This is a genomic window from Myxococcus sp. MISCRS1, assembly GCF_026626605.1.
Classification (GTDB): domain Bacteria; phylum Myxococcota; class Myxococcia; order Myxococcales; family Myxococcaceae; genus Myxococcus; species Myxococcus fulvus.
On record NZ_JAPNKB010000001.1, the window covers coordinates 5,204,217 to 5,229,446 of the forward strand.

At 71.2% G+C, this 25,230-nt stretch carries 25 protein-coding genes; 6 read left to right on the top strand and 19 right to left on the bottom strand.

Features of this window, described 5'->3' with window-relative positions; all coding sequences use genetic code 11:
- Nucleotides 1-6: 6 nt before the first annotated feature.
- From OWM54_RS20595 to OWM54_RS20615, 5 genes are read right to left on the bottom strand one after another with little or no spacing between them, the layout of a single operon-like run.
- Complete coding sequence (locus OWM54_RS20595; protein ID WP_267698573.1) at nt 7-987, bottom strand: c-type cytochrome; 981 nt, start codon at nt 985-987, stop codon at nt 7-9.
- The gene (locus OWM54_RS20600) at nt 984-1,535 is read right to left on the bottom strand and encodes a cytochrome c oxidase subunit 3 (protein ID WP_267698574.1); all 552 of its coding nucleotides are present in this window, start codon (nt 1,533-1,535) and stop codon (nt 984-986) included. Before OWM54_RS20600 ends, OWM54_RS20595 begins: the two co-directional genes overlap by 4 nt.
- The gene (locus OWM54_RS20605) at nt 1,532-3,253 is read right to left on the bottom strand and encodes a cytochrome c oxidase subunit I (protein WP_267698575.1); all 1,722 of its coding nucleotides are present in this window, start codon (nt 3,251-3,253) and stop codon (nt 1,532-1,534) included. The genes OWM54_RS20600 and OWM54_RS20605 overlap by 4 nt, the downstream gene beginning before the upstream one ends.
- Nucleotides 3,250-4,038, bottom strand: a complete 789-nt coding sequence (locus tag OWM54_RS20610) for a cytochrome c oxidase subunit II (protein WP_267698576.1) — start codon at nt 4,036-4,038, stop codon at nt 3,250-3,252. The genes OWM54_RS20605 and OWM54_RS20610 overlap by 4 nt, the downstream gene beginning before the upstream one ends.
- Nucleotides 4,035-4,298, bottom strand: a complete 264-nt coding sequence (locus tag OWM54_RS20615) for a hypothetical protein (RefSeq protein WP_267698577.1) — start codon at nt 4,296-4,298, stop codon at nt 4,035-4,037. Before OWM54_RS20615 ends, OWM54_RS20610 begins: the two co-directional genes overlap by 4 nt.
- A gap of 491 nt (nt 4,299-4,789) precedes the next feature.
- Between OWM54_RS20615 and OWM54_RS20620 the strand changes: the two genes are divergently transcribed.
- Nucleotides 4,790-5,449, top strand: coding sequence for an SCO family protein (locus OWM54_RS20620; RefSeq protein WP_223750979.1), 660 nt, complete (start codon nt 4,790-4,792; stop codon nt 5,447-5,449).
- 573 nt (nt 5,450-6,022) lie between these two features.
- Here OWM54_RS20620 and OWM54_RS20625 read toward each other — a convergent pair.
- The 12 genes from OWM54_RS20625 to OWM54_RS20680 all read right to left on the bottom strand — a co-directional run bounded on the left by OWM54_RS20625 (nt 6,023) and on the right by OWM54_RS20680 (nt 18,709).
- The gene (locus OWM54_RS20625) at nt 6,023-6,478 is read right to left on the bottom strand and encodes a hypothetical protein (RefSeq protein WP_267698578.1); all 456 of its coding nucleotides are present in this window, start codon (nt 6,476-6,478) and stop codon (nt 6,023-6,025) included.
- Between the two features lie 143 nt (nt 6,479-6,621).
- The gene (locus tag OWM54_RS20630; RefSeq protein ID WP_141332586.1) at nt 6,622-7,101 is read right to left on the bottom strand and encodes a hypothetical protein; all 480 of its coding nucleotides are present in this window, start codon (nt 7,099-7,101) and stop codon (nt 6,622-6,624) included.
- Nucleotides 7,102-7,156: 55 nt separating this feature from the next.
- Complete coding sequence (locus tag OWM54_RS20635; protein WP_267698579.1) at nt 7,157-7,693, bottom strand: O-acetyl-ADP-ribose deacetylase; 537 nt, start codon at nt 7,691-7,693, stop codon at nt 7,157-7,159.
- A gap of 89 nt (nt 7,694-7,782) precedes the next feature.
- The gene (locus tag OWM54_RS20640) at nt 7,783-8,370 is read right to left on the bottom strand and encodes a Fis family transcriptional regulator (protein ID WP_141333031.1); all 588 of its coding nucleotides are present in this window, start codon (nt 8,368-8,370) and stop codon (nt 7,783-7,785) included.
- Nucleotides 8,371-8,525: 155 nt separating this feature from the next.
- The gene (locus tag OWM54_RS20645; protein ID WP_223750977.1) at nt 8,526-9,872 is read right to left on the bottom strand and encodes a universal stress protein; all 1,347 of its coding nucleotides are present in this window, start codon (nt 9,870-9,872) and stop codon (nt 8,526-8,528) included.
- Nucleotides 9,873-10,026: 154 nt separating this feature from the next.
- Nucleotides 10,027-10,443, bottom strand: coding sequence for a type II secretion system protein GspG (locus OWM54_RS20650; RefSeq protein WP_223750976.1), 417 nt, complete (start codon nt 10,441-10,443; stop codon nt 10,027-10,029).
- A gap of 61 nt (nt 10,444-10,504) precedes the next feature.
- Complete coding sequence (locus OWM54_RS20655; RefSeq protein ID WP_267698580.1) at nt 10,505-11,965, bottom strand: adenylate/guanylate cyclase domain-containing protein; 1,461 nt, start codon at nt 11,963-11,965, stop codon at nt 10,505-10,507.
- Between the two features lie 150 nt (nt 11,966-12,115).
- Nucleotides 12,116-14,947 carry a GAF domain-containing protein gene (locus tag OWM54_RS20660; RefSeq protein ID WP_267698581.1) on the bottom strand — a complete coding sequence of 944 codons (2,832 nt, stop codon included), beginning with the start codon at nt 14,945-14,947 and terminating at the stop codon, nt 12,116-12,118.
- Nucleotides 14,948-15,092: 145 nt separating this feature from the next.
- Entirely contained in the window at nt 15,093-16,214 is a 1,122-nt protein-coding gene (locus tag OWM54_RS20665) for a hypothetical protein (RefSeq protein WP_267698582.1), read from the bottom strand.
- A 256-nt stretch (nt 16,215-16,470) separates the two neighbouring features.
- Nucleotides 16,471-17,355, bottom strand: coding sequence for a tryptophan 2,3-dioxygenase (locus OWM54_RS20670; RefSeq protein WP_267698583.1), 885 nt, complete (start codon nt 17,353-17,355; stop codon nt 16,471-16,473).
- 132 nt (nt 17,356-17,487) lie between these two features.
- Complete coding sequence (locus tag OWM54_RS20675) at nt 17,488-18,018, bottom strand: cell wall protein (protein WP_223750973.1); 531 nt, start codon at nt 18,016-18,018, stop codon at nt 17,488-17,490.
- Between the two features lie 193 nt (nt 18,019-18,211).
- Nucleotides 18,212-18,709 carry a hemerythrin domain-containing protein gene (locus tag OWM54_RS20680; protein WP_223750972.1) on the bottom strand — a complete coding sequence of 166 codons (498 nt, stop codon included), beginning with the start codon at nt 18,707-18,709 and terminating at the stop codon, nt 18,212-18,214.
- A 322-nt stretch (nt 18,710-19,031) separates the two neighbouring features.
- Between OWM54_RS20680 and OWM54_RS20685 the strand changes: the two genes are divergently transcribed.
- From OWM54_RS20685 to OWM54_RS20700, 4 genes are all read left to right on the top strand, one after another.
- The gene (locus OWM54_RS20685; protein ID WP_267698584.1) at nt 19,032-19,754 is read left to right on the top strand and encodes a lysophospholipid acyltransferase family protein; all 723 of its coding nucleotides are present in this window, start codon (nt 19,032-19,034) and stop codon (nt 19,752-19,754) included.
- Nucleotides 19,747-20,646 carry an alpha/beta fold hydrolase gene (locus OWM54_RS20690; protein ID WP_267698585.1) on the top strand — a complete coding sequence of 300 codons (900 nt, stop codon included), beginning with the start codon at nt 19,747-19,749 and terminating at the stop codon, nt 20,644-20,646. Before OWM54_RS20685 ends, OWM54_RS20690 begins: the two co-directional genes overlap by 8 nt.
- Nucleotides 20,643-21,581: a proline dehydrogenase family protein gene (locus tag OWM54_RS20695; RefSeq protein WP_267698586.1), complete on the top strand. Its 939-nt coding sequence runs from the start codon at nt 20,643-20,645 to the stop codon at nt 21,579-21,581. Before OWM54_RS20690 ends, OWM54_RS20695 begins: the two co-directional genes overlap by 4 nt.
- Before the next feature lie 170 nt (nt 21,582-21,751).
- A complete protein-coding gene (locus OWM54_RS20700) occupies nt 21,752-22,564 on the top strand; it encodes a hypothetical protein (protein WP_267698587.1) in 813 nt (270 codons plus the stop codon).
- Nucleotides 22,565-22,640: 76 nt separating this feature from the next.
- On the opposite strand, the gene OWM54_RS20705 is transcribed toward OWM54_RS20700, so the two are convergent.
- Entirely contained in the window at nt 22,641-23,204 is a 564-nt protein-coding gene (locus OWM54_RS20705) for a hypothetical protein (protein WP_223750967.1), read from the bottom strand.
- Nucleotides 23,205-23,794: 590 nt separating this feature from the next.
- Between OWM54_RS20705 and amrB the strand changes: the two genes are divergently transcribed.
- Nucleotides 23,795-24,583 (top strand): AmmeMemoRadiSam system protein B, encoded by a 789-nt coding sequence (gene amrB / locus OWM54_RS20710; protein ID WP_223750966.1) that lies wholly within the window; start codon nt 23,795-23,797, stop codon nt 24,581-24,583.
- Nucleotide 24,584: 1 nt separating this feature from the next.
- On the opposite strand, the gene OWM54_RS20715 is transcribed toward amrB, so the two are convergent.
- Nucleotides 24,585-25,199 (bottom strand): TIGR02265 family protein, encoded by a 615-nt coding sequence (locus OWM54_RS20715; protein ID WP_267698588.1) that lies wholly within the window; start codon nt 25,197-25,199, stop codon nt 24,585-24,587.
- Nucleotides 25,200-25,230: the final 31 nt, after the last annotated feature.

The following is a 25,230-nucleotide window of genomic DNA, read 5'->3' on the forward strand; positions in this document are numbered from 1 at the left end:
TCCTCTTCAGTTCATCGTGGAGCCGCGCAGCCGCGCCCTCAGCACAGCGGCCTCGTCCGTGTCGCGCAGCACCACCAGCGTCTGCACGTAGTACGCGAGCGCCCACAGGTTCTCCTCGGGAATGGCTCCCTTCCACGTCGGCATCGCCGCGCCGCCCACGCCCGCCGCGATGACCCGGTAGAGGTCCTCGCGCTGACGGCCGGGTGTGTACGGCGCGCCTTCGACGGTTTCTCCCACGGGCCAGATAGTGCGCAGGGGCTGGAAGAGGAAGTCTGGCGGAAGCACTTTCTGCGTGCGCGTGGGCTCGCCGTTCGCGTCCACCTCCACCGCGTGGTCCGACTCGCGGACCTGCGCGGTGTAGGGGTCCACCTTGGACAGGTCCACGTCGCGCCCCGTGGCCTTCTTCATCAACGCCGCCAGCTCCGCGCGGGGAAGGTACGCGACATGACAACTGGAGCAGCCCGCGTTGCCCGCGCCCGACACGTGATAGGCGACGCGGCCCCGCTCGATGGCCTCCGCTTCACGGCCTCGCCACGGGTCGGGTGACATCTCCAGCGGCTTGCCGGGGACCTCTTCCTTCCAGCGAGGGCTGAAGGTCTTGAGGTATTGCACCACCGCGTCGAGGTCCGCGTCGGGCACATCCCACGCGAACATCGGCGTGCCATGGAGCCCTCGTCGCAGCGTGCGCTTCAGCGCCTCGTCCGTGGGCAGCTCTCCCACGGAGACACCGCCGAACTTGAACAGTCCCTGACGGAAGCTGCGAGGCACGGGCCGCATGCCCCGTCCCGCCGGGCCTTGTCCGTCGCCCTGCGCTCCGTGACAGGAGGCGCAGTAGTACGCGTACACCGAGTGCCCACGCACCAGCGTCTCCGCGGAGAGGACGCGGCCGTCGGCGAGCTTCAGGGGCTCGAACGTGGGCGAGCTCTTCGAGCGACACCCCGCGAGCGACACCAGGAGCAGCAGGGCCGACAGCACACGAGAGGTCATGGGAGGTACACCGCGATGAAGAGGAACACCCACGTCACCGTCACGAAGTGCCAGCCCAGGGCCCAGGTCCGCCACGAGGCTCGCACGTCCGCTCCGCGCAGATGACGCCAGCAGCAGGCGAAGAGCCCGACCTCCACCGCGAGCACGTGCAGCGCGTGCAGCGCGGTGAGGCCATGGAAGGCCGACGCGGACACGCCGCTCTCGGGGATGCGCAGGTGCTCGGTCCACCAGGCCCGGTGCATCCACATCGCCTGGAGCACGAGGAACCCGAGCCCCGCGGCCCACACTCCCCAAGTTGCCCACAGGGGACGAGGGCCCTCGCGGCGTGAGCCCAGGTGCAGGGCCGCGCTCCCCGCGACGAGCAGGAGCCCCGTGAGGCCCAGTCCCCACGTGGGCACCCGCGGCGAGGGCCACGCCTCCCGCATCCGGTACCAGCCCACCGCGAACACGAGCGCCGCGAAGAACATCGCCCACGCGGACAGGCCCAGCACCGTGCCGAGCCACTGTGTGGCCTCGGCCCGGGTGTCCGCTTCGGGCCGCGTGCTCATGACGTGCGCTCCAGGAGGGGCAGCGGGCTGCTGATGGCTGGAGACTCCGCGGGCAGCGCCTCCGCCTGTCCCACCCAGTCGCGGCCCAGCTGCTCCAGCACCTCCGGCTGGGACAGCGCATGCGGCCCGCGCAGCACGACGGGGAGCTGCTCGAAGTTCTCGTCGCTCGGAGGGCTGGCCGCGCACGTCCACTCGAGCGTGCCCACCTGCCACGGGTTCGCGTCCGCCACGCGCCCGCGCCAGAGCGTCCACACCAGGTTCACCACGAACAACACCTGCGCGGCCCCGAGCAGGAACGCGCACGCCGTGGTCCACTGGTTCAGCGGCAGCAGGTGCTTCAGGTACGTGTACTGGTACGGGTCATAGAGCCGGCGCAGCTGTCCCGCGTAGCCCGCCGCGAGCTGTCCGCCGAAGACCCCGAGGAACAGCACCGCGCTCGACACCACGTGCGCCTTCGCGAGCCCTTCGTGAAGCGGTCGCCCGAACATCTTGGGGAACCAGAAGTACAGCCCCGCGAAGACGCCCAGGAAGCTGGCCGCGCCCATGGTCAGGTGGAAGTGCCCCACCACCCACAGCGTCCCGTGCAGGGGCACGTCCGTGGCCACCGCTCCCAGCGCGAGCCCGGTGATTCCGCCCAGTCCGAACACCCCCATCGTCGAGAGCGCCGCGAGCATCGGCGAGGTCAGCCGCACGCTGCCGCGCCACAGCGTCATCAGCCAGTTGAGGAACATCACCTCCGCCGGCAGCGAGATGAGCAGCGTCAACACCATGAACGTGCGCCCCAACAAGGGCGACATCCCGCTGGTGAAGAGGTGGTGCGCGTAGACCAGCCCGCTCAGCGCGGACACCCCGCCCATGGCCCCCGCCGTCAGGCGATAGCCGTGCGCGGGCTTGCGGCTGAAGAAGGACACCAGGTCCCCCACCATGCCCCACGCGGGCAGGATGAGGATGTAGACCTCCGGGTGGCCGAACAGCCAGAACAGGTGCTGGTACACCACCGGGTCCCCGCCGCCGCCCACCGCCGCCGCGCCCGCGATGAAGAACTGTGTCCCCAGCAACCGGTCCATCAACAGCAACACGGTGGCGGCCGCCAGCACCGGCACGAAGAGCACGTTCAACACCGACGCGAAGAACAGGCCCCACACGGTGAGCGGCAGTCGGCCCCAGGTCATCCCGGGCGCTCGGCATCGCGCCACCGTGACGACGAAGTTCAGCCCGTACGTGAAGGCCGAGACACCCGCGCACAACACCGCCACCGTCACCAGCGTCTGGCCCAGACCCGGGGTGAAGGCGGTGGTCGACAGCGGGGGATATGCGGTCCACCCCGCGCTCGCGGGCCCCAGCCGCACCGCGAACGAGAGGAGCACGAGGGCGCCGCCCAGCGCGTAGACCCAGAAGCCCAGCGTCGACAGCCGGGGGAACGCGAGCCTCCGCGCGCCGATGGCCAGGGGCAACACGAAGTGCCCCAGCGCGCCGAAGAGCAGCGGCGTCACCGCGAAGAAGATCATCACCAGGCCGTGCATGGTGAAGACGGAGGTGTACGTGGGCGGCGTCAGCGCGCCTCGGGACTCGGGCAGCGCCCACGCGAGCCCAGGCACGGGCTGCCCCGGCCACGCCCACTGCCAGCGGATGAGCAGCGCCAGCAGTCCGCCCAGGAGGAGGAAGCCCAGCCCGCTCCACAGGTAGCGCCGGGCCACCTGCTTGTGGTCGACGCTCACGGCGTCCTCCAGTCCCAGCCCCAGTGGGCCGCGACGTCGTCCGCGTCGTACGCCTGGAGCGCCTGTCGCCCCGCTTCGCGCAGCCACGCGGCGTACGCCTCCGAGGACAGGGCGCGCAGCTCACCGCGCATCCGGTAGTGGCTGGTGCCGCAGTGCTGGTAGCAGGCCACCTCCCACGTGCCCTCGCGCTCGGCCTGGAACCAGGTCTGGTTCACGCGGCCTGGAATCGCGTCCACCTTCACGCGGAAGTGCGGCAACGAGAAGCCGTGCACCACGTCCGTGGAGACGAGCTGCACCCAGACGGGGACGCCGGCGGGGACCCGCAGGTCGTTCCACGTCACCACGTCATCGGGCGTGTTGAAGCGGCCGTCCTCGCCCGCGTAGCGCGCCTCCCAGGACCACTGGTGCGCGTTGATTTCGATGCGCACCGTGCGCGGGTCCTCGGCGGGGACCTGGAGGTTCCACAGCACGTCCCGCAGGTAGCCCTCCGAGCCCACCAGCAGCGTCCCGTCCACGATGAGGAACGTGGTCAGCGCCAGGCCGAGGACGAAGGCGATGGAGCGCTTGGTGCCTCCGTCCGAGGCCGCGCGCTTCGCGCCCCGGAAGCGCCACACCGCGATGAGCATCCACCCGAGCGCAATCGCCGCGAGGCCCGCCTCGAAGCGGTGACTCCACCCGAGCAGCGCGTCGATGCGAGGGCCGTGGGTGCTCGCGTTCTCGGGCAACGCGAGGGTCTTCACCGTGTCCGTCGAGACAGGGGCAGACCCTTCGACGGGGGTGCTCATGTCGGGTCCTTCCGGGTGTCCTCACGGCTGGCGCGACGCACGGCCCACACGCCCACGCCCAGGACCACGAAGGGCGTGAGCATCAAGCCCACCACGAGCAGCACCGAGCGCACCGCGGACTCCGGCTCCCTGAGCGAGCACGTCGCGCAGGCCCAGGCCTCCACGGGCAGCAGGGCCAGGAGTGCCAGCGCGAGGGCCGCGGCGGCGTGCGCCTGGCTCGCGACACATCGACGAGACGTGGTGCTCCGTGAGGGCTTCACGCCCGACATCGAAGACCGGGCGGTCCACCGGCGCCAGCCGCCTCGAGGGGACTCGCCGCCTCGGCCTTCCTCGGGCGTCGGGTGGGAAGCCAGAGGCGCGGTGGCACCTCGGAAGGACTCGTCGTCCCGGCAGTCCTCCCAGGTTGGGGCGAGCGACGGGCGCGCAGAGGCGCCTCGATGAGGCTCGCAGCCTCGGCCGCCCTTGGGTGTCGAGCCGGGGCAGCACGACGGTCGAGGCTCGGACGGGGCGAAGACGCGCCTGCCCGCTCCCGGGAGGCGGGATGCGGCTCGTCGACCCTGGTTGGAGCGCTCACCGTTCATCACCGCCCTCCCGGCTAGCACGAGGGAGTGACCGTCTCAAGCCGAGGCCCCCTGGGCTCGGCTGCCCACCGGGGTGACCTGCCACCGGCTACACCTCGCGAGTAGGCGGGTTGGCCCCTGCGACACCTCGGCGCTTGTGCGCTCCCAGGCCTTTCGTTAGTCCCAGGCCCATGTCCGCCGAATCGCCCCTCGCGCTCCCCCAGGCCCGTCTCACCCAGCGCCCCGCCTTCTGGGCCGGCCTGGCCGTCATCGCCCTGGGACTCACCGCCGCCCTGGGCCTGTCCCTGGTGCGCGGAAGCAGCGAGCCGCTGCCCCGGCTCGGCACCCTCCCGGACTTCTCGTTCACCCGGCAGGACGGACAGCCCTTCGGCAACGCCCAGCTCCGCGGGCACCCCTACATCGCCAACTTCATCTTCACCCGCTGCCCCACCATCTGCCCCGCGTTCACCCGGAAGATGGCGCACGTGCAGAAGAGCACCGACGCCCACGGCACGGGCCTCCAGCTCGTCTCCTTCTCCGTCGACCCGAAGTACGACACCCCCGAGCGCCTCGCCGAGTACGGCCAGACGCACGGCGCCAACTTCGCCCGCTGGAGCTTCCTCACTGGCGACTACGCCGTCCTCCAGGACGTCATCGTCCAGGGCTTCAAGGTCAGCATGGGCCGCGAGGCCGGCGCCCCCGAGGATGACCTGACCTCCATCTTCCACGGCTCCCACTTCGTCCTCGTGGACTCGAAGGGGGAGATTCGCGGGTACTACGACAGCGCCGACAGCGACTCGACGGACCGGCTCCTCGTCGACGTGAAGCGGCTGATGCGCGAAGAGGCGTGAGGCGGGCGGGGCCCGTGGATCCGGGATGATTGATCCGCGGAGCGGCGCTCCCATCGCGCGTGTGAGGCCGCCAGTTCGCCGCTCCCCTCCGGCCACGCCACGAATCACCTGGCCTCGCGAGCCGGGTGGACTCAACCACTCACAGTATGACTTCGGGCTCCCGATTCTCGAGGAATGAGGATCATCCGGCCCGCCCTGCCGCGTGAGCCGAGCCCGAGCGACAGCTCGACCCTCGCGGGTATCGGCCCGTCCGAAGCGCAGGCCGCGCTCCGCATGGACCCAGGACGGGCCCCGCCTCCCGCGCGGGACCCGCTCCCGTCTCCACCCCGTGAAGCCGAAGGGCCGGCCCCGCGTGGCGGAGGACCGGCCCTCGTCGCATGCCCACAAACCGAAGGGCCGGCTCCTCTCGCTCGGAGGACCGGCCCTCGTCGCATGCCCACAAACCGAAGGGCCAGTCCTCTCTCGGAGGACCGGCCCTCGCATCCGCCCCGCAAAGCCGAAGGGCCGGCCCCGCGTTGGCGGAGGACCGGCCCTCTGGCTTGCCACCTCATCGCGCCAGGGGCGCGAGGTGCCTTACTCGATGAAGGCGGCGTGGCGCTGCGCGATGATGTTCTGCACGTTCTGCTGGCCGAGGACGTTGTCCGTCCACGCGCCCACCTTCTCGGCACCAGCGCGAACCTGCTCGGCGACCTTGGTCACGTCCTCGAGCTTCGAGGTGGCCTTCGCCAGCGCGCCGATGCCGCCGATGGGGCCCTCGCCGACCAGCGACGTCACGCCCTGCTTCAGCAGGCCGTCCACCACCGGGGCCAGGAACTTGCCCACGTAGGGGATCTTGTTGATCTGCTCGCTGATCTTGTTGGTGATGGGCTCGATGATCTCCGAGGCCGGCTTCTTCAGGAAGCCCAGGAGCTTCTCACCGAACTTCGCGATGCCACCGGCGATGCCGCCGACCTTCTCCGCCGCGGTGCCAACGGTCTTGATGACGTTCTGGAACAGCTTCGCGGGGTTCAGCTTGTCGAACAGGCCCATGGTGACACCTCAAAGTTCGCGGGGGACGCGGAAGTTTTTTGGGAGAAGGAAGACTCGAAGTGATTCTCGACAGGGCGGCTGAATAGTTTCCGCCAGAATTTCCGTGAGAATTTCTCCGGACTTCCGCCCCCCGGGGCAGGACCTCAGGCCCTGCCACCACCGCCCCGCTTGATCTGATCCAACATCGCCTGCCGGGCCGCGGCGTCCTGGTTCCCCCCCGTGGAGGGAGCCTGGGTCGTCGTCGACGGAGGCGCGTCCGCGTTCAGGGAGGGCTTGCCCGCGGTGCCCGGGGTGGACTTCTCGAACTTGGAGTTGTCGAAGTCCGGCGCCGACCCGGGCAGCTCGCCCTTCATGCCCCGGATGAGCAGATCCGCGGCCTCATCGGAGGTCACCGGGGTGATGCCGTTCTTCTTGAGCTCCTCGTCGGGGACGATGTTGAGCTCCGGCTCCAGGTCCTTGTCCTGCGCGTACTTGAGGACCAGCTCGACGTAGTCCTCCAGCTTCATGCCGACAGCCTTGGCGATCTTCTTGGTGTCCGCGTCGTTCAGCAGCTCGGCGCGAACGACCTCGATGGGCCGCTTGAGCCCGCGCTTGGGCTTGGCGGGGGCGTTATCCTGAGACATGTGATGCTCCGACGAAGAAAGGACGTGGGCGAAACTCTAGCCCAGTTTTTCTCGTTCACACATTCTCGCCCCCGCCTCCCCCTGACGACAGCGCCGTGAGGGCTCGCTGGTAGGTCTCCAGGTCCGCCTGGGAGAAGAGCACCACCGTCACCTTCTCCAGCTGGGGCAGCCGCCCGAGCGCCGCCCGGATTTCCCGGAGCGCGATGAGCGACGCCCGCTCGATGGGGAAGCGATACACGCCCGTGGAGATGGACGGGAACGCCACCGAGCGCAGGCCGTGCTGCTCCACCAGGGCGAAGACGCTCTTGTAGCACCGCGCGAGCGTGGCCTCCTCGCCCCGAGCCCCCCCGCCCCAGACGGGCCCCACCGTGTGGATGACGTGGCGGGCGGGCAACCGGTAGCCCTTCGTCAGCTTCGCCTGGCCCGTGGGGCAGCCATGCAGCAGGCGGCACTCGGCCAACAGCTCCGGCCCGGCCGCGCGGTGGATGGCGCCGTCCACGCCGCCTCCGCCCAACAGCGCGCTGTTCGCCGCGTTGACGATGGCGTCCGCGTCGACGCGGGTGATGTCACCTCGGATGAGCTCCAGGGTCATGGCCTCTCCTCTTGCCACGGGTGGGCCACGGACGACGCCTCCGGCGACCGCGCCTGACTCGAGGCGCGGCGGGCCGGGACCGCGGGTCCTCAGCGCGGCGAGGCGTTGCGAGGCGCCGACTTGCGCGTGCTCGACACGGGCTTGCGCGCCTTGGGGAAGGTGCGCGTCACCGTGCCGGGGCGGCGGGCCTCGGCGGCGGCGCGGGCCTTCTCCTCGGCGGCGCGGGCGGCGGCGGCCTTCACCGCGAGCTGCTCGGCCTGGAGCGCCCAGCGCCGACGCAGCAAATCCCGCAGGCCCTCCTTCTGGAGGTCCACCTGCGCCTGATGCAGCCGGTAGTGCAGGTCCTCGCGCAGGGTGCCGCGCGCGAGCGCCGCGTCCGCCGCGCCCGACACGCCCACCACCACCTTGGGCCGCTCCTCCTGCATCTGCAGGCAGCGCAGGATGAGCCCCTGCGCCTCGCGCCCCAGCTTCACCGCGTCCGGGATGAACACCACGCCGTTGCGCTGGCGGAGCGCGTTGGCTAGGTCCGCGGCCTGCCGCACCTCCACCAGCTCCACGTCGAAGCTGCGCGCGGCCTCCTGGGCCCAGCTGCGTCGCTCCTCCTCCGTGCCTCCGTGGATGATGAGCGAGGCACGATTGCAGACGAGCTCTTCTTCTCGGTAACCGCTGAGCGTCACCGGCAACCCCCCTGCTGCCTGAAGCGTGGAGGCCGGATTCTAACGCCCCCCCGGGTCCTCCATTCAACGCCCCGGGTATCCTGGCAGGTGGGGCTCGGAGCGACCCACCTGAAAGCCCTTTCATGTGTACCTGGGTGACAGCTGTCTCGGGGCTGTCACGAAGCAGGGACCACCATGACGGGGCGACGGCAGCGCGCCACCAGCTCCCGGGCCACCACCACGGGCAGCGCGTCCGGGGCCTGGGAGGGCACGCCCGACGTGCCCAGGCACACCAGGTCCACGCCCTCGCGCTCCGTGGCCTGGCAGATGGCCAGCGCGATGTCCTCCCCGGACACGCCCTCCACGCTCCAGCGCAGCGCCCGCGCGCCCTCGTCCCGGGGCACCAGGTCCCACAGCCGCTGGAGCGTCGCCTCGTGCTCGCGCGGGGGCTCGGGCAGCACGCCGGAGTGGTCCATGAAGCCCGTCTCGCCGAAGCGTCGACGGTGCACGTGCAGCAGGTGCACCCGGCCTCCCGGCCCCACCATCGAGCGCGCCTGGGTGATGGCGCGCAGGCACGCGTCGGAGAAGTCCACCGGCACCAGCACGCTCTTGGGAGGCTGCGCGCGACGGGGCTCGCGCAGCGTGTCCGGCACGCACACCACCGCCTGCTCCGCGTTGCGCAGCACGCCCGCGGACACCGAGCCGTGCCACCAGCGCTTCACCGGCCCCTGCGCGCGCATGCCCACGACGACCAGGTCCGCGCCGCGCGAGAGCGCCACATGCAGCAGGTGGTCCGCCGACCGCCCGAAGCCCGGCTCCAGCACCACCTCCACGCTCCCCTCGCCGAGCAGGTCGCCCACCTGCTCGCGCACCTCGCGCAGCAGCACCGTCTGCACGGCGGGGTCCAGCGCCTCCATATCCCGCAGGCCGGGCTCCAGCACCTCCACGTGCACCGGCGTGTGGATGCCCAGCCGCTCGCGCGCCTCCAGGGGCGAGCACACGTACGTGGCCAGCACGTCGCACGGCCCCACCCGGCGCAGCTCGCGCAGGAAGCCCACCGCCGCGTCGGCCGTGGGGGACAGCGGATCCACGCCCACCACGACGAGCAGCCGCCTGCGTCCGCGCATCCAGTCCACCAGCGCGTCCGCGCGGCGCACCGACAGCACCGGTCCGCAGCCGTGTCGGGCCAGCCGCTCGGGCAGCGAGGCGCGCCGCCACGCCGACGTGCGCCAGCCCTCCGCCGCGGCCACCACCCAGCGCGAGTGCCTGCACTCCTCGTCGGCGAGCACCGCCTCGGTATCCGAGCGCACCCGGCAGCTCACCCGGCCCGGAGGCAGGTGCAGCCGCTCCGCCTGGGCCTCCAGGTCACGCTGGGCCTCCCGGCGCACGGCGTCGGTGAGGGGCTCGCCGTCCATCACGCCCACGAGCAACAGCGGCTCCCCCAGCCGCGCCGCCAGCGCCGCGGCGACCTCCACTTCGCGGGACTCCCGCGCCATCAGCGGGCTCGCACAGACGATGGCCATGGCCGCCCTCCTCGGAAGGGATGGCCGAGACTCCACCCCTGGAGGACAGATGCGCACGCCGCGCGCGGACGGGGCCCCCTCGGCGGACGGGGAGGAGCGCGGGGACCACCGCACGCCTGCTCCCCTCACACCGCGCGGACGCCTGTCCGGACGGCTACTTCACCTCCGGCCGAGGGTGGCCGTCGTGGTTGGTGTGGTCCTGCTCCTCGCCGTTGCCGCCCCGGTCATCGCTCTTGCCGAACGTGGCGAGGAACACCTGGCTGCCGTTGCTGGTGTAGCGGTAGTGCCGGCCCCACGGGTCCAGGGGCAGCGCGGGCAGGTACTTGGGGACGAGCAGCGGCTCCAGGTCCGCCTCCTCCGGCAGCACGTTGCCGTCCGCGTGGTAGCGGTTCAGGGCGTCCTCCAGCACCGCGAGGTCCTGATGGATGCGCTCCGCGTGCACCGCCTTCGAGCGCGTCAGCGCCCCCACCAGCACCGCCCCGACGAGCGCGACGGCGAACACCAGCCCCACCCAGAGGACGGGGGAGCGGCGAGAGGGCGGAGGGTGGGCATCGGAGGCGGGTGCTGTCATGCCCCCACCCTACCCGTTGAGACGCCCTGGGGCGCGAAAGACTTCGCGTGGGGCCCGGCGGCTAGAGGGCGCGGTAGAGCGGCACGGGCTGCTGCTTGCCCTTCAGGCGCACGGGAGGCAGGTCCTCGAAGGCCGTCTCCCGGGCGTCCACCAGGTCCCGGGTGCGCTCGCCCACCAGGATTTCCCCGGGGCCGGCCAGGGCACACAGGCGCGCGGCGACATTCACCGCGTCGCCGATGCAGGTGTACTCCGAGCGCACGGTGCTGCCGATGTTGCCCGCGACGACGACGCCGGAGTTGATGCCCACGCCCAGCTCGAGCACCAGCGGATGGCCCTCGCGCCCGTTGGCGGCCCACTCGGCCTCCGCCTCCACGCGCAGGTCCGTCATCGCGTCCATCATCATCTTCGAGCACTGGAGGGCACGCAGCGCGTCGTCCGTGCGCGCCACCGGGGCGCCGAACACGGCCATCAGCCCGTCGCCGAGGAACTTGTCCAGCGTGCCGCCGCACGTCAGCACCGCGTCGGACAGCCGGCCCAGGACCTGGTTGAGGACCCCGACGACCTGCTCGGGAGGCAGGCTCTCCGCCAGGCCCGTGAAGTTGCGGATGTCCGCGAACAGCAGCGTGACTTCGCGCTTCTCGCCGGTGAGCACCACGCCGTCGGCGCTCTTGAGGATTTCATCCACCACGGCCGCGGACGTGTAGCGCGCGAACAGCTTGCGCATGCGCTCCGTCTCGCCGGTGCGGCGCACGACGCTCTCGATGCGCGCGGCGAGCTCGTCCATGGACGCGGACTTGTTGACGTAGTCGTCCGCGCCGGCGCGCAGGCCGCGCACCTTCTCCGCCTCGCGGTCGTTCGCGGTGAGGATGATGACGGGCAGCCCGCGGGTGGGGCCCTCCTTGAGGCGGCGGCACAGCTCCACGCCGTCCAGGCCGGGCATCTCCAAATCACTCAGGACGATGGCGGGCTGCAGGCGGCTCATGCCTTCGAGGGCCTCGAACGGGTCCTGGAAGCAGAGCACCTCGTAGCCCAGGGCGACGAGGCCTTCCTGCACGAAGGCGCAGGCGAGCGGGCTGTCATCGACGACGACGACGCGGCGGCGCCCGTCGATGAAGGGGCGGGGGTTCTCCTGGCGGCCGGCGATGCGGTTCTGCAGGCCCAGGGCCTCGTAGATCTGCTTGTAGGTGCAGTGGCCCAGCTCCACGAGGATTTCGCCCAGCTTGCGGCCGTCGCGGCGCTGGCGGGCGAGCGCCTCCTCGAGTTGAGCGAGCGTCACGTACTTGAGGCCCACGAGCAGCTCGCCCAGCGCGGGCTGGGAGGGGCCCTTGTCGTGGTGCAGGCCCAGGGCCTCGCCGAGCGCGTCCTGAATCTGCTCCCGGGTGACGTAGCCGAGGGAGATGAGGGCCTCGCCCACGCGCTGACCGGTGAGGGCCTGGAGGGCCAGGGCCTCCTGCACCTGCACGGGCGTGACGATGCCCAGCTTGAGCAACAGGTCACCGAAAAGGGGGCTGGATGCGCTCATGTGGGGGCGGCCTTCCGCGTCCAGGAAGCCAGGGACGCAAGGACCGCAGCGTATCCGACCTGCCCCCGGTCCGGGAGGACTCCCACCACCGTGACCAGGCCCCTCACGTCCGGAGCGGGCGAGGCATCCAGGACCCGCCCGCGTCGACGCTCAGCGCGGGGCCACGTCCGGTAACGGCAGCTCCACGGTGAAGGTGGAGCCCCGGCCGGGCTGGCTCTCCACGCGGATGCCGCCGCCGTGGGCCTCGACGATGCGCTTGGTAATCCAGAGCCCCAGCCCCAGGCCCTTGAAGTGCTGCGCGGACTCGGTGCGCTCGAAGCGCTCGAAGATGCGCTCCTGGTCCTCCTGCGCCACGCCGATGCCCTCGTCGCGCACCGCGAGCGCCGCCACCAGCCCCCGCGCCTCCACCTGCACCGTCACCGGCCGCCCCGCGCCGTACTTCGCCGCGTTCGACAACAGGTTCACCAACACCTGCTCCAACCGCAGCTTGTCCCAGTGCCCCAGCACCTCCACGTCCGCCACCAGCCGCACCTCGCTGCCCGCGCGCGCCAGCTCCTCGGACATCCGCGACACCAGCTCGCGCGTCAGCGCCGCCAGGTCCAGCTCCTCGCGGTTGAGGCTCAGCCGCCCCGCGCTGATGCGCGACACGTCCAACAAATCGTCGATGAGCAACCCCAGCCGCTGCCCCGCCCGCGCCGCCTTCTCCGCCCGCTCCGCCAGCCCGCTCGCCGCCATCGCGTCCTTCGCCATCCGCGCCAACAAATGAATCTGCAGCTGCAGGGCGTTGAGCGGCGACTTCAGCTCGTGCCCCGCCACCGACAGCAGCTCGTCGCGCGCCTTCACCGCCTGCGTCGCCGCGCCGTACAGCCGCGCGTCCTCGATGGCCAACGCCGCCCGCGCCGCCAGGCTCTCCAACAACGCCCGCTCCTCCGCCGTGTACTCGCGCCCCCGCGCCTCGCGGATGACCCCCAGCGTCCCCAACACCCGCCCCCGCGCCCCCAGCGGCACCACGATGAGGCTCTGCGGCCCATACCGCTCCAGGAATCCCACCCCCTCCGGCGAGCGGTCCCCCCGCAGCTCCTCCGCGCTCAGCCGCGGCACGAAGAGCGTCTTGCCCGTCGCCACCACACGGCCCGACAGCCCCTCCCCCACCCGCGCCGGGTCCCTCCGCAACGCTTCCTCCAGCACGCCACGCGCCCGCGGATCCGGATGGTGCGCCGCCACCACCTCCAGCTGCTCCCGGTCCTCCCCGAGCAGTTGCAGCACGCACCCACCCCCCAGCGCCTCCGACACCTTGCTCGCCAGCACGTCCAGCACCGTGGGCAGGTCCAACCCCGCCTCGGCGATGAGCTGGCTGACCTGCACCAGCACGTGCAACCGCGCCGCGCCCCGGCGGCTCTCCTCCTCCGCCGCGCGCGCGTCCCGGAACAGCCGCGCGTTGTCCATCGCCAGCGCCGCGCGCCGCGCCAGCTCCTCCGCCAGCGACACGTCCGTCACGTCGAAGGGCGCCCGCTCCGAGTCCCGCACGAAGGTCAGCGCCCCCAGCGTGCGCTGCCGCGCCACCAGCGGCGTGAGGATGACCGTGCTCGCGCGCCAGGACGCGCCGGGCTTCGCGCCCCCGGGCGCTCGCGTCCCGCGGGTCTCCAGCCGGGACTGCCCGCTCGTCAGCACCCGCGACAGGAGCGACGGCTGCCCCGCGTCCAGCGGGAAGCTGGTCAGCTCCAACACCCGCTCCGCCTTCTCCGGGTCCGCGTGCAGCACCGCCAGCCGGCGCACCACGCCGTCCTCGTACGAGTCCACCGCGCACCCGTCCGCGAAGTGCCCCAACGCCAGCCGCGCCACCCCCGCCACCGTCTCCTCCCAGCTCAACGAGCCGGACACCAACGCGCTCGCGTCCGCCAGCAGGCTCAACCGAGCCCCCAGCGCCTCCGCCTCCAGGCGCGCGGTGTGCTCGCGCTCGTACAGCCGCGCGCGCTCCAGCGCCTGCCCGCACTGCCGCGACAACCCCACGAGCGACGCGCGCTCCAGCGCGGAGAACGCCTTCTCCCGCTCGAAGCCGAAGGCCAGCGTCCCGAACACCCGCCCCTCCACGAACAACGGCAGCAGCGCCAACGCGCGGGGCGGCCCCTCCCCCAACGGCCCCGCCAGCGTCGGGTAGCGCTCGCGTATCGCCGCCACCGTCTCCAACCACACCGGCGCCTCCGCGCGCTTCGCCGTCTGCGCCAGCAGCTCCTCGCCCCCTCGGGGCAATTCGCGCAGGGGCTCCACCAGCGCGTCCGGAACGCCCACCGCCGCGACGAGCTCCGAGGCCGCGCGCCCCTCCGCCGTCAGGTGCACGATGCCCGCCGTCGCCTCCACCGCGGGCAGCCCCAAATCCAGCACGACATGGGCCACCTCCTCGCGCGTGAGCGTCTGACCGAACGCCTCCGTCACCGCCTGGAGACGGCTGAGCCGCAGCACCTCCGCCTGCTCCACCTCCGCGCGCGCCCGCGCCACCGCCTCGCGCGTGCCGACCACCGCCCACTCGCGCTCCAGCGCCAGCCCCGCCAGTCGCGCCTGCAATCCCAGCCGCGCCAGCTCCTCGTCCGTCGGCACCCGGCCCTCGGGCAGCACCGCGCACAGCACCCCCACGCCGCTGCCCGGCTCCACCCCCGCGAGCAGCGGCAGCGCCACCAGCACCTCCCGCTCCGCGTCCAGCGCCACGTACGGCAACAGGCCCCCGTCGATGTCCCGCAGCCCATCCAGCAGCCGCTCGCCCCGCGCGCGCGCGGCGTCGACGGACAGCCCCGGCGTGACGAGCACGTGCGCTTCGCTTCCGTCCTCTCGCCAACACATGAAGACACCGGACACGGCGAGGGCGGACGCGGCCTCACGCAGCAGCGCCTCCAGCACCGCCTCCACGGACGGCGCGAGGGACAGCCGCTCCAACGTCCGCGTCACGCGGTCCTCGGCGGCTCCCCGGTTGCTCTCGGGCACCTTCATGCCCACACGTCCCCCCAGCCAAGGCCCACCGGCGGGCCCCACCGCGAATCCCCAGTGTCCCATGTCCGCTGTGCCCGCGAAACCCGCGCGCGCCTTGTACCCGGGAACAAGTCGTCCGGGCGTTCAGTGGACGAACACTCGGCCCTCAGTGGGCGAACACGTTGAAGAAGGCGAAGAAGATCTCCAGGACGATGAGCAGCACGATGACCGCCTCCAGGGTGTGCGAGCGGTCGATGTCCACGTCGCCCTTGAGCAGGCCATACGTCTGGGCGAGCAGCTGCTGCTTGCGCGTCACCGAGCCCTGCCACGCGGGGATGCGCATGCGGCGCACCGCGGCCTCGTAGACCTTGGCCAGGTAGAAGTCGCCGATGATTTTCAGGCTGTTGTCCACCCGCTCGATGAACTCGTTCAGGTCCACCAGCGTGCCCAAGGTCTGCCGCGTCAGCGTGCGGTACGGACTGCGGAACAGCCGCGTCCACCCGTGGCGCTTGGCCTGCACCTCGTCGTGGATGCGCGCGATGTGCTCGTCCAGCTTCTCGTCGAAGTAGCGGAACTCCAACAGCTGCGCGTTGGCGATTTCGAGCAGGTCCGGGATGTCCCCGGAGCCCGACGGCTCGTAGACGAACGCGCTGTTCCAGTCGATGACGACCAGGTCCTTCACCGTGTAGCTGAAGCGCACCTGGGTGACGGCCTCGCTCTCCCGGCGCGACAGCGGCGTCTCCCCGTTCTCCCCCAACAACAGCCGCGCCAGGTCCGCCTTCTCCAGGAGCTCCTCCGCCGTGGGGTTGCCCCGGATGCTCTCCGCGAAGATGACCGTGTAGCTCTCGTTCTGGTCCCACAGGTGCGCGCCCTGCACCGCCGGCGCAATCGTGCGCCGCACGCCCTCCACCCAATCCAGCGCCAGGTCCTCCAGCGCCTGGCTGTCGTAGAGCTCGTCCGCCACCCGCGTCAGCTGCTCCAGCGACGTGCCCGGCACCACCGGCACCCGCAGGATGATGGACGCCGCGCCATGGTCGAACAGCCGCGCGGTGGCATCCACCGTGACAGGACCGTCACGAAGCGCCAGCGCCCGGCGCCCCAACTCATACGCCAGCGGCGGATTGGGCAGCTGCAGGTACTGGCCATTCTCGCGCGACAGCTTCAGCCGGCGGGTGTCCTCCGAGACGGCCCTGCGCGCCCGCTCGAGGTTGATCTCCTCCGCGATATCGAAGGTCCGGTAGCACAGGATGTGCGCCTTCTCGAAGAGCAGGGGAGACTCGGCGGCCATGGTGCGCAGAAGCCTAGCCGCTGCCTCCCACCCTTCCGCGCGCCAGGTGCCCTTCCTCGCCCGCATGTCCGGGAGGCGTCATTCCACCCACGGCCACTTCACGCAGGGGCCCCCGGGGGACCACCCCACCCGTCCTCCCACGTCACATTGTCGATGTTTCAGCGGCCGAAGCCTGTCACCCCCGGCTTCGCCTCATTCCTCTCACCCTCTTGGATGTCAGGACAGGCGCGCAACGCCTGCCATGACCGGGGAAGGCTCACCGCGTGGAGGACGGGGGCCGGGCGCCGGGCGGCAAGAGCTCCGTGCGCACGTCCCATAGCTCCGGGAAGAAGCGCAGGTCCAACGCCTTGCGCAGGAAGGACACGCCCGTCGAGCCACCGGTGCCCTGCTTGAACCCGATGATTCGCATCACCGTCATCATGTGACGGTAGCGCCAGAGCTGGAAGCGCTCCTCGGTGTCCACCAGCTTCTCGCACATCTCGTACGCGTCCCAGTGCGCTTCGGTGTCCTCGTAGATGCGACGGAACACCTCCACCACCGCGGGGCTCTTCTCGTACGGCTTCTTCCAGTCGCGCTGGGCGTGGTCCTCGGGAATCGCGTGGCCCTTGCGCGCCAGGTAGCGCAGGAACTCGTCGTAGAGGCTGGGGGACTCGAGCAGCCGCTCCAGCTCCCCGTGCACGTCCGGCTGGTGACGGAAGGGGCCCAGGGCGTTGGCGTCCTTGTTGCCCAGCAGGAACTCCACCGCGCGGTACTGCCAGCTCTGGAAGCCCGACGCGGGCCCCAGCGCGTCACGGAACTCCAGGTACTCATTCGGCGTGAGCGTCTCCAGCACGCTCCACTGCTCGAAGAGCATCCGCTGGATGTTCCCCACCCGCGCGAAGATCTTGAAGGAAGGCTCCAGCCGGTCCGCCTGGACATAGCGGATACACGCGCTCAGCTCGTGGATGAGCAACTTCATCCACAGCTCGCTCGTCTGGTGCTGGATGATGAAGAGCAGCTCGTCGTGGTGCGGTGGCTGCGAGCGCGGAACCTGCGCCGACAACACCCGGTCGAGCTGTAGGTATTCACCGTACGTGGTCCGTCCGGCCAGGTCGGTGATGATGCCAGGCTCCAGATCTCGTTTGTTCATGGGCCCGGGCATTCATGCCCCTGCGAGCCCCCGCGGGCAAGACTTCCCGTACGGGCGTCCCTCGAACCCTCTCCCGACGACGGAGCCTGGGTTGACGAAGGTGCGCGGTCACTCTCTGCCCGGGCCGGGGCAGCGTGCCGCTGTTTAACCGTTCGCGGCTTGCGCTGCTGCTGCCAGGGCCTTCGACGCGGCGCGGCCACGCGGAAGCTTGATGTCCTCGACGCTGTCAGCGGGGGCGTAATCCACCCACGCGGAGGGCCGGCGGTTGGTCTTCTCCAGCATGCGCAGCTTCTGGTAGTGCGCCGCGCAGTAGCCCTTGGTCCGGCTGGGCTTGCCGCAGCCGACGATGGCGCACGCGCGCGAGCCATCCGCCGCCGCCGCCGCGGGCTTGCGACCCCGGCGCTTGCCACCCACGGGGGCCGCCGCGCTCACCGCGCCACGCGCCGCCGCCGCCGGGCGACCCACGGCCTTGCGACCGGGCTTCGCCGCGGGCAGCTGGGCGCCGAACAGGGGACCCACCACCTCGGCCAGGGGGGCCAGCCGCTCCGCCACGTTGCGCAGCGCATCCAGGTCCGCCGTACCGGACTCCAGGCGGGAGACCACGTCGCGCAGCGGCTTGAGCTGGACCTCGATTTCGTTACGGATCATGTCCCGAAACGCTTTATCCACGGACATTCGTTCAATCCTCGTCTTGGCTAGTCTGGGTGTTGAAGGTCTGGAAGGGGGAGTTGATTTGTGAAGCCGTCCATACCCATACCTTCCAATTTAGGATTTGTCTAAAGGAAGCGATAAAAGGTGTGACTGAAGGACGTATCACCCCCCCCGCCGTCCCAGGTCGGGTCCCATTCCAGTGAGGCGGGAACGGCGCTCAACCCTCCCAGCGCAGGTCATCCAGGAAGGGTCCGGAGCCCGAGAAACCGGCCTCGGAGCCCGAGGAGCGCGTGTCCCGCCGGCACCGGGACAGCTCCTGGGCGAGCGCCTGTTGCTCGCGTGGAGCCATCACCGCGGTGAGCCGGGGCAGCAATGAGGACTCCACTTCTTGGAGATGCGCGACCCACAGGTCCTCGAGCGTGAGGAAGCGGGCCTGCCATTCCGCGCTCTGGAGGGGATGCTCCTCCAGCTCATCCAACAGCTCATGCATGGCCTGCCGATCCCCGGCCTGCTGCCGACCCCGGGCACGCCCCTCCACCCGGGTCACCCAGGGCTGAAGACAGCGCTCCTCCAGCCAGAGGTGGTGTCGCAACAGCGCCACCAGCTCCCGCACGACACCGGATGACCCAGACTCATCGTCCCCCGCGCCCAGGGCCTCGAAGCGCTCCTCGAGCTCCCGGTGCTGCTCGACGAGGATGTCGAAAGGGCCTCCCATCCCTGAACCATCTGCACGACGGGGCAGGCAGACAACCAAAGGCGGGCTTCATCCTCACATTATCGAAACTCAAACGATGGGTGGATCGAACGTTCGACAGGGGTGAAACAACCACATGGAATCGTGCCGTATCCGGGGGCTGAAAGCCCATGGGGGTCGACGCCAAGCGTTGCCTACTCAAAGCAACCTGGGGGGTGGGCCGGGAGCATCCCCCCGGGGACGGTGCGTGGGTTTGGGGCGTCTGGGGACATGGAGTCCAGGGGCCCGACTGCCCGGCCGGTCCGGCTGACGTGGCGCCCGGGCGTCTCCATGATGAGTCTCCGTGGAAGCCTCGCTCGCCACCGTGCGCAGGGCCGTGTTCCGCCTCGCCGAGCGGGGGGCGGCGCTGTCGGCGCTCTACCATCGCGCGCGGCTGATGGGGGCCGAGCACGTGCCGACCCGGGGCCCCGTGCTGTTGGTGGGAAACCATGGCGTCTGGGGTTACGAGACACCGGCCTTCTTCCACCTGCTGCACCGGGCGACGGGACGCCGGGCGCTGGGGCTGGCCGAGCGCGGCTTCTTCCGCATCCCCGTCATCCGCACGGTGTTGCCGTGGCTGGGCGGGGTGGAGGGGACGAAGGACAACGCGCTGGCGGCGCTGAAGGAGGGGGCGCTGGTGGTGTGCTACCCCGGCGGCGCGCGCGAGGTCTTCAAGCGTCCTCCGGGCCGCTATCAACTCCGGTGGGAGCAGGCCCTGGGCTTCGCGCACGTGGCGGCGCGCGCGGGGGTGCCGGTGGTGCCCTTCGCGGGCTTCGGGGTGGATGACACGTTCCTGTTCCCCCCGGGCGAGGCGAAGCTGGGCGTGCGGCTCACCGACGAGGAGAAGTACCGCGTGCCCCTGCTCGTGGGGTTGGGGCCGCTGCCCTTTCCGGTGCGGCTGACCTTCGCGTTGGGAAGCCCGCACATGCCGCCGCCGGCCGGTGCGTCCGAGTCCCGCCTGCGTGCGTTTCGCGACCGGGTGGCCACGAGCGTGCACCGGTTGATGGTGAAGGCCCGCCATGCTTGAGCCGCCCTCCTCTTCCCTGCAGCGCCGTCGCGCGGCACCGCTCGTCCCGGACGTGGAGGACATCCCCTCCGGCTACGAGCGACTGGTATGCGAGGAGCGCCCGGTGAAGGGGACATCGGTGCGGCTGTTCACCTTTCCCGACGGCGACACGGACCCATCGCGCACCGTGGTGTGTCTGCCGGGCCTGGGCGCCAGTGGCCGCTCCTTCGCGCCGATGGAGCCCTTGTCCCGCCTGTTGCGTCTGCTGTTGTGGACGCCGCCCCTGCACACGCCGGCCACGCACTCGCCGCTCGCGTGGAACCTGGCCGTGCTGGACCATGTCGAGGCGCGGCTGCCGGAGCGCTTCGCGTTGGTGGGCTCGTCCTACGGGAGCCTGCTGTCCATCGCCTTCGCGCTGGCGCATCCGGAGCGGGTGCGGGCGCTGGTGCTCGTGTCGCCCGTGGCCAGCGTGCGTCGGGTGAGGCGACTGGCGGTGTCGCTGTCGACGCTGGTGCGCGCGCCTCGGCCGCTGGCGTACCTGGTGGCGCCCATGGTGGCGCGGGTGCTGGGGGGCGCGCGGCTGCCGCCCGAGGGGCGCGCGGAAATCGTGCGCGAGGCGCGGAGGCTGACGCCCCTGGAGCTCTTGCGGCGACTGCGGGACGTGCTGGCCGCGGACTTCCATCCCCGGCTGCACGAGCTGCGCGTGCCCACGCTGGTCATCCAGGGCGGCAGGGATTTGCTGGTGCCGCCCGAGGCCGCGGTGGACGTGGCCGGACACATCCCCGGAGCGCGGCTGGAGCTGCTGCGCGACGCGAGCCACCTGCCGTACATGAGCCACCCGGAGGCGTTCAACGCCCTCGTGGGGGCCTTCCTCGAGGAGTATGGGGTCGCCCCCCGGGAGCTGCGTGGATGAGCGCCATCGCCGAACAGTGGTCTCGCGGAGCGCTGATGTTCCTGTCGCGGCGGACGGGCCTGAAGGACTGGGCCACGCGGCTGCCTCCGCTGAAGAAGCTGTCGCGGCGCTTCGTCGCGGGCGAGACGCTCGACGAGGCGATGGACGCGGTGAAGGCGCTCACCGCGCAAGGGCTGTCGGCGTCCTTCGACCACCTCAACGAGGCGGTGAAGGACGCGGCGGAGACCCGCGAGGAGGTGCGCGAGTACCGCCGACTGCTCGCGCGCATCGACCAGACGGGGGTGCGGGCCAACGTGTCGCTGAAGCTGACGCAGTGCGGGCTGCTGCTCGATGAAGCGCTGGCGCTGGAGAACGCGCGACAGGTGGTGGCGGACGCCACGTCACGCGGCTCGTTCGTGCGCATCGACATGGAGCACGGCGCGGTGACGCAGGTCACGCTGGACATCGTGCGAAAGCTCCACGCGGAGTTCGGAGAGCCGCACGTGGGCGCGGTGCTGCAGAGCTGCCTGCGGCGCACGGAGGCGGACGCCCGCGCGCTGTGCGATGAGCGGGTGCGCATCCGTCTGTGCAAGGGCGCCTATCTGGAGCGCGAGGCCATCGCCTACCCAGACAAGGCGGACGTGGACGCGAGCTTCGTGCGGTGCATGAAGGTGCTGCTCGACAGCGGCGTGTATCACGGCATCGCCACGCACGATGAGCGGATGATTGACGCGACGCTGGAGCACGCCGCGCGGCGCGGGCTGCCTCGCGGTGCGTTCGAATTCCAGATGCTCCATGGCATCCGCGCGGACCTGCAACGACAGCTCGCGGACCAGGGGCATCCGGTGCGCGTGTATGTCCCGTACGGCCGCCACTGGTATCCCTATCTCATGCGCCGCATGGCCGAGCGCCCGGCGAACCTGGCCTTCGTGCTGAAGAACCTCGCGCGAGGTTGAAGCGGACACCTTCCCTCGCGTTGGATTGAACAGACGTCCCGTCCGCGAGTCGTGAGCGCTCAGGATTCGCGGGCCGCGTGCGTCCTCCTCCCACGGGAATTCCTGTCGTCCCGCCACCACGACGCCGTGCCAGGACACCCGGGTGTGCCGCACCCGGCAGGGGGAAGCACATGGCCATCCATCTCCGACTCCGGAGCCGTGCTCGCGCGTGCGGTGCGCTCCTCTTCGCCCTCGGGCTCGCGTGCGCGGGAGGCGGCACGGGCGGCTCGGGTCGACCCGACGTGCCCATCGAGCAGGACGCGGCCCGACTCCACGAGGCGCGGCAGGTCGCCGTGCGCGTGGCGGCGCTGGCCGGCACCGTGCGCGAGGTCGGCGCCAGGCTGGAGCTCACGTTCTGGTCGGAGCAGGGCGCGCTGACGCTGGTGGGCTACCAGGCCCAGGAGCGCGGCGGACGCGCGGGCCGTCCCGTGGACGCCGCGGAGCTCCAGCGACAGGTGGCCACGCGGCTCCTGTCCACCACGCGACAGCCGCCGGGAGAGGTGGTGCTGACGCTGGAGCGCGGGGCCTCCTCGTGGCGGGTGGAGCCGCCCCTCCTGCTCCCGGCCGAGCGTCCCCCGGGAGCCCGCCGCGCCCCGGGCCGACGCGAGGCCGGAACGCCCGAGCCCGGCGCCGTGGTGGAGGGCCTGAAGAAGCTGCTCGCGCCGGTGCGAGTGCCGGCGGGAGGCAGCGCGTGGGCGGACGTGACGGTGCGCCTGCGGGACGGCCGCGTGGTGGGCTGGGGGCTGAAGGACTGGCGCGAGCTGCGGGGTGGCCGGGACGACGCGACGCGACCGGTGTCCCGAAGGGTGCTGGAGGAGACGGCCTCCGTGCTGCTGCTCCATGCGCCGGCGACGGGGGAGCGCTCGCTGCAGCTGGGGCTGCGTCTGGTGCACGAGCCGGGCGCGGCGGCCGCGGGCGGCTGGGTGGAGGTGGCGTCCCCATGAAACGACACGAGCCCCGACGCGCGGAGGAGACTTCCAACCGTGCGCGGGGCCCGTGGGTCCTGCCGACGACTGCCGACTAGAAGTAGCCGCCGAGCGTGGTCGCCACGCCGAACGTCACATCCACGTCGTCACCCAGGCCGATGGCCAGACGGGGGCCGGCGCCGATGAAGAAGTGGCTGGTGACGTGGTACAGGAACGGCGCGTAGCCATCCAGGATGACGGTGGACGCAGCCCCCGTCCCGTCCTGCGTGGCGATGATGTCGTCACCGACGAACAGCGTCACGCCGGCCTTCGGCCACACGGAGATCTTCTCCGCCAGCGCGATGTTGTAGCCCACGCGCCCGCCGATACCGAAGGCGGCCACCGTGTCTCCCTCACCGAAGAGCACGCGCAACTGCACGTTGGCTCCGACGGAGAGGTTCTCCTTGAGGAAGTAATCGGCGCTCGGCGCGATGTGGAAGTAGCCGTACCCCGCACCCTCCGTCGTGTAGCCCAGGTTACCGAACGCATCCGAGCTGACGACAATCTGCCCGGCGTTCCCGAAGCTGCCCGAACCGCCACCCGTCTCCTGCGCGCTCGCCGTCGACGCCACCATCAACCCTGCCGCCACGGCCATCGCCTGCCACTGATTTGCCTTCATGAAGCGTCCCTCCGTTGCGTTAGCCCGCGGTCATTCCCGGGCGCTCGGCGGCCCCTTCTAGTCAATGGGCGAAAGCGTGCATCCTTTTTTCGTTCTTCATGTGTCGGCTATCGCATCACCACTCCTTGAGAATTCGCGCAGGAGCGTACGACCAGGGTCCCATGGCCCCGGAGAACGGGGAGTTGGCGGAGGCCTCCCGCGGTGGGCGCGCGCGGTGGGGCCCGGCGTGAGACATCGCTGAGACACGGCGCGGAGCACACGCGTCACGCCGCGAGCCCGCGGACGAGAAGGCACGGCCGGGCGGAGGAGTCATGGTTCCCGGCCGGCCTCCCCATTCGCGAAGTCCCGCGCACCAGGCGGCCCTGACCGCCCGGGAGGAGTGCGCGGCACGAAGCGTTGGATAGCAATCACCGAGCCACCCGCGCGCCCGGGCGAAATCAATCCCTTGTCACCCCGGGGCCCTCGGCGGACGCGCGGAGGTGGGACCCGCTCATCCCAGAAGCGAACAGTCTTGCAATGATTGGCATGACTGACGTTGCCGTGCTTCTTTAGGATTCCAGCAGGTGCCCCGTTCGCGGTGGGAGGGGACCATGCCTCGAGTGCGCACGCCCGCGGTCGCGGGCTCCTTCTATCCGGCCCAGCCCTCCACGCTGTCCACCCAGCTGGACACGTGGCTGGAGCAGGCGCGTGTGCCGGGGGACGCGTCGCCCGCGGCGCTCATCGTCCCCCATGCCGCGTATGTCTATTCCGGCGGGGTGGCGGCGGCGGCCTACGCCACGCTGTGGCCGCGCCGCGCCGCGCGCACGCGGGTGTTGCTGCTGGGCCCCAGCCACTTCGTCCCCCTGCGGGGCGTGGCGTATCCGGAGGTGGACCTGCTGTGCACGCCCCTGGGGGACGTGCGGCTGGACGAAGGGCTGCGCGAGCGGGCCATGCGGCTGCCCCAGGTGACGGCGTCGACGGGAGCGCACGAGGCGGAGCACGGCTTGGAGGTACAGCTCCCGTTCCTGCAGCGGGTGCTGGAGCACTTCACGGTGCTGCCGCTGGTGGTGGGCCGGGGCGCGTCGGACCAGGCGGCGCAGGTGCTGGAGGCGCTGTGGGACGAGGACGTGCTGCCCGTCATCACCTCGGACCTGTCGCATCACCTGCCCTACGAGCAGGCCGCACGGGCGGACCGGGTGACGGCGGCGCGGGTGCTGTCGTTGGAGGAGCCGCTGGACGCGGGGAGCGCGTGTGGCGCGGAGGCCATCAACGGGCTCTTGCGCGTGGCGAAGCGGCGGGCGCTGCGGCCCCGGATGGTGGCGCTGCGCAGCTCCGGGGATGCGTTCGGCGCGCACGAAGGCGTGGTGGGCTACGGGGCCTTCGTGTTCGACGCGCCGTGAGTCAGTCGTCCCAGGAGAGGATGTACTCGCTGTCGAGCAGCGACGTCTGGCGGCCCCGCACCTGGATGTCCTGGGCGCCCACGGCCTGGAGCGCGCCCTCGAGCATGCCCTCGTTGTAGGCGACGGGGGTGAAGATGCGGCGCATGTGGATGCGGCCCGCGCGGGCGCTGGTCCACTCCACCACCAGCTCACCGAAGTCGATGGCCATGCGGTAGGCCTCCGGCAGCATGTTGACCAGCTGCTTCGGGTCGCCGCCCACCTGCTGGCGCACCTCCGAGCCGAACATGGAGTGCACGAAGGCGAGCGTGCCCTGGACGCCAATCTGGCGCATGGCCTCCTCGAAGCCGCCCAGCTGGGGCGCGAGCAGGTGGGCCGCGGCGAAGAACAGCCGCATGAAGGGCGGCACCGGATACAGCTCGGTGGGGTCCAGGTCCGCGGGCATGTCGCCCGCGTCGACGATGCGCTTCACCGCCTGCTCACCGCCCAGGAAGCGCACGGTGTCGAGCACGGCGGCGAAGTGCATGCCCCGGATGTGCTCGGAGGGCTGCACGAGCGCGAGCCGCGCCTCCAGCTCGCGCTGGACGTCCTCGGGCGTGTTCCAGATGCCGCGTTCCATGAGAGCCGACCTCCACCGTGAAAAAATCCGC